At 45.6% G+C, this 3,864-nt stretch carries 3 protein-coding genes; 2 read left to right on the top strand and 1 reads right to left on the bottom strand.

Annotation, left to right across the window (positions count from 1 at the left end; genetic code table 11):
- A partial coding sequence (locus LYNGBM3L_RS14500) for a S4 domain-containing protein (RefSeq protein ID WP_267872033.1) occupies positions 1-321 on the top strand: 321 nt, incomplete at its 5' end.
- Positions 322-841: 520 nt separating this feature from the next.
- Positions 842-2,914, top strand: a complete 2,073-nt coding sequence (locus tag LYNGBM3L_RS14495; protein WP_008184531.1) for a DICT sensory domain-containing protein — start codon at positions 842-844, stop codon at positions 2,912-2,914.
- A 261-nt stretch (positions 2,915-3,175) separates the two neighbouring features.
- Here LYNGBM3L_RS14495 and pdxH read toward each other — a convergent pair whose 3' ends face one another.
- Entirely contained in the window at positions 3,176-3,820 is a 645-nt protein-coding gene (pdxH, locus tag LYNGBM3L_RS14490; protein WP_044493265.1) for a pyridoxamine 5'-phosphate oxidase, read from the bottom strand.
- Between the last annotated feature and the right edge of the window lie 44 nt (positions 3,821-3,864).

Below are 3,864 nucleotides of genomic sequence, written 5' to 3'. Positions count from 1 at the left end.
TTCGGTACTGTCAAAACTCAACGGATTGATTTGAGTGAACTCAAAGTTAAGGAACCGAAAAAGAAACTCAGAACAACAACAGAAGCTTCCATGCGTCTAGATGCGATCGCATCGGCTGGGTTTGGTATGTCCCGCAGCAAGATGGTGGATTTCATTACCACTGGGGATGTGCGGGTTAACTGGAAAGAGGTCAAACAATCTAGCTATACAGTCAAATCTGGAGATTTGATTGCCATTCGTGGTAAAGGACGCTTGGAGGTTGGGGATGTCTCTATTACTAAAAAACAACGATATCGAGTTGAATTAACGCGATACATCTGAAACAGGCTGGGGCTTCAACATTCGCTGTGTTCAATGTGTTCAATCCCCTTTGTATAAGATAAATTGAGAAAGGTACATATAAAAAGTCTATAGGCTGTCAACACCCCATACCCTGACTGGGAGTAAAGACCCCAGCTGGTTTTTCCTCCCCCGTCGCCCATAGGTGTGGTTTCCACGCTCCCGTGAAGTTTTAGCTTCCGGCAAAAGAAGCCCCACATCTGCGACGCTTGGCCTTTGGCCACGCTAAGGGAACGCGCTTGAGTGTGGGATGAATTTTGCACAGAGTATTTCACGAAAGACCAAGCGATGTGTTATTTTTTATATACTGACTTTCAAAGCCGTTCGCGTAGCGTGGCCAAAGGCCATAAATGCTGGTTTGTCGGTGGAACATTATTAAAAAAAAGTCAAAAAAACAGAGCGGTAGGGCAGTCCGTTCTTAAAGCGCAACGCCTCCTAAGCAATAGCCGGATTGGTTGCGAAGCCTACACTGAATCGAAAGATTCAGTGTAGGAGCTGTCACATGATTATTACCACTTCCGTGCTGCAAAGCTTACTGCAAGCTATACCTATACTGCGGTCACAGGTGTACTTCAAGTCTTCTTTGACCGCACTTTCCCATGCCATGGAAGATCAGGTATTAGCTGGCTCAGAGCAGCCGTTGGTCATTGCTAGCTTCCAGCGAGAGCGTTTCTACCGTCAGGAAGCTCATCGATATCGACGCATTGCTCAACAGACCCCCCAAGTCTATGTACTAGCAGCACCGGAAACAGAATTTAAGAGTAGTTCAGAGTATCACGAAACGGTGGCATTTGAACCCAACGATACCCTCTCTCAAGAATGGCATTTGGTAGTTATTGGGCAAAGTTACACAAACTGTTTGATTTGTCAAGAACGACCCACACCAATACTAGAGGTGACCAATGGGGAAATGGACTCATCCCGACGTTTTGAAGGCATCTGGACATTTGACCGGAGGGTGAGTCAAAAAGCAGCTGAGATATTACTCAATCGCATTCAAATTTACCGACCTGAACTGGCAGCTAAGATTGAACAGGCTAAATCTCAGTATTTAGATCAGTATTTAGAGAATTCATTAGTAGTTAGTGCTCAATTAACCCGAAACTCTACCAGTAATCTATCCCCTCTCGACCAAGCTCAAAGTTCCGAAAATTCTGACCCTTTTGTCCAGCGCTTGGTGACTTACCTACAGGCAGGTCAGTATAAATTGCTCAAAGCCTATCGCTCCATTGCTGCTCAGGGAAAGAAAGAATCTCTGATCAACTCTATTTCCAATGCCATTAGGCGATCCCTTGACCCCAATGCCATTCTTGAAGTCGCTGTGCAAGAGTTGGGTAAAGCCCTTGAAGCATCACGGTGTCTGATTTATCGCTGTAAAGGAACAGATACCACTACTATCATCAATCATGAGTTTTTAAAGCCCCTTAGTAAGGGGGATCAACCATTAGTGCCCACACTAGGAAAAATATGGCCATTGCAAGACAATTGTCTATTCCAAGAGGTTGTCCAGAGTGGAGAACCGATTTATGTAGAAGACACCCAGACAGATCCTCGGATTAACGGTACTAATTCCAAAAATAAAACTGGTAATCCAGGATCAAAAACCTTGCACAATCTAGTCCAAGAGTTTGCCATTCGCTCTTGGCTGAAGGTACCGGTGCTGTATCAGGGTCAGTTATTGGGCATGTTAGATCTACATCATTGTGGCTCCGAACCTTATCAATGGGAAAAAGATGAGTTAGCCTTAGTGGATGCGATCGCAACTCAAGTCGGTGTAGCTCTAATTCAAGCCGAAGCCTACGCCAACCTAGAAGATTTGAATCAGCAGCTAGAAGCTCTTGACCGCACCCGTAGCAATTTAGTCGCGATTACAGGTCATGAACTGCGGACTCCCCTATCCACAATTCAAGTATGTCTTGAGAGTCTAGCTAGTGAGCCAGATATGTCCCTAGAATTGCGTCAGGTGATGCTCAATACTGCCCTCGCTGACGCTGAACGAATGCGGAAACTGATTCAGGACTTCCTGACTCTTTCCCGCTTAGAAAGTGGTCGTGTTGAATGGCACCCAGAATCCCTGTCCCTAAGAGAGTGCATCGACCTTGCCCTGAGTAATGTTTGCGCTCGCCGTTCTGAAGATGAACGACCTAGTTTATCGGCTCAAGTTCCAGATAACCTTCCATTAGTCAAAGCCGACGGAGAGTGGCTAGTTGAAACTCTAGCTAGACTTCTCGATAATGCCTGCAAATTTACCAGCCCACAAGGAGAAGTAAAAATAAGTATCCAAACACTGGACAATTCCATGATAGTAGTTATTATCGAAGATTCTGGACGTGGTATTGAACCCAATCGGCTGGAAGCTGTGTTTGACCGCTTCTATCAAGAAGAAGGTGCTCTGCGGCGAACTACTGGGGGAACAGGGCTAGGTTTAGCAATTTGTCGCCAAATTGTCAAAGGCTGGGGTGGAAAAATTTGGGCAAATTCAGCTGGCAAAGACCAAGGTTCTCAGTTTTACTTTACTGTTCCTATTATCCAAACTCCAAAGTCAAAGCACTCAAAAGCTCGGCGTAAACGTTAGGGGATTCGAGATAGCGAAAGTTTGGGAGTGCTACAAAAGTAGTGATTTTAGCTCCTGTTACCTTGACCAGACCGTAAGCAAATCACCATATCTTTAGCACTACCAATACTTGAACCTTAATCTTTCATCCTTGATCAGCCGTTATACCTCTAAATTAGAGATTATTCAGTTAGAAAAAAAACGTCAAACCCTATTCCCCTGCTCCGGAGCTCTCTGCTCTCTTGCTGTCAGAACCATCAAATTCAAATGAAGACCAGCTTACTAAGGGGACAATCGTTTAATCACCCAATCCCGATCTTCACCACGATTGTAGAGCAACCGATCGTGGAGCCGACTGGGACGTCCCTGCCAAAACTCAATTTCTGATGGAATCACCCGGAACCCTCCCCAGTGGAGTGGACGAAGTACCTCTTTATTTTCATAGTCCTGCTTCAGTTGCTGTAGCCGTTGCTCTAACACCTCACGACTAGGGATGACTTGGCTTTGATCTGACACCCAAGCCCCCAGCTGAGAACCCTTGGGGCGGCTGTTAAAATAATCATCAGACTCAGCGGCTGTTAGCTTCTCCACTCGCCCCTCAATCCGTACCTGTCGTTCTAACTCAGCCCACCAAAACGTGATGGCAGCCCAAGGATTCTCGATTAACTGCTGCCCCTTGTTACTGTCATAATTAGTGTAAAAGACAAATCCCCGCTGATCGTAGCCTTTCAGCAGTACCATCCGGGCAGAAGGTTTACCATCGGGTGTTGCTGTCGCTATAGTCATGGCATTCGGTTCTGGCAATTGGGCAGCCACTGCCTGGTCAAACCAAATTTTGAATTGCTCAAAAGGATTGGGGTGGACATCGATTTCACTCAAACCCTTCAATGTGTATTCCTTACGTAAATCAGCTATTCTAGTATTCATGTGTCTTGCCTTATAATTGACCAGTTTTGGTGGCATTTTTATAC

It is taken from the genome of Moorena producens 3L (assembly GCF_000211815.1).
Taxonomy (GTDB): domain Bacteria; phylum Cyanobacteriota; class Cyanobacteriia; order Cyanobacteriales; family Coleofasciculaceae; genus Moorena; species Moorena producens.
The sequence above is the reverse complement of the archived record's forward strand: the minus strand, read 5'-3'. Positions and strand labels throughout refer to the sequence as shown.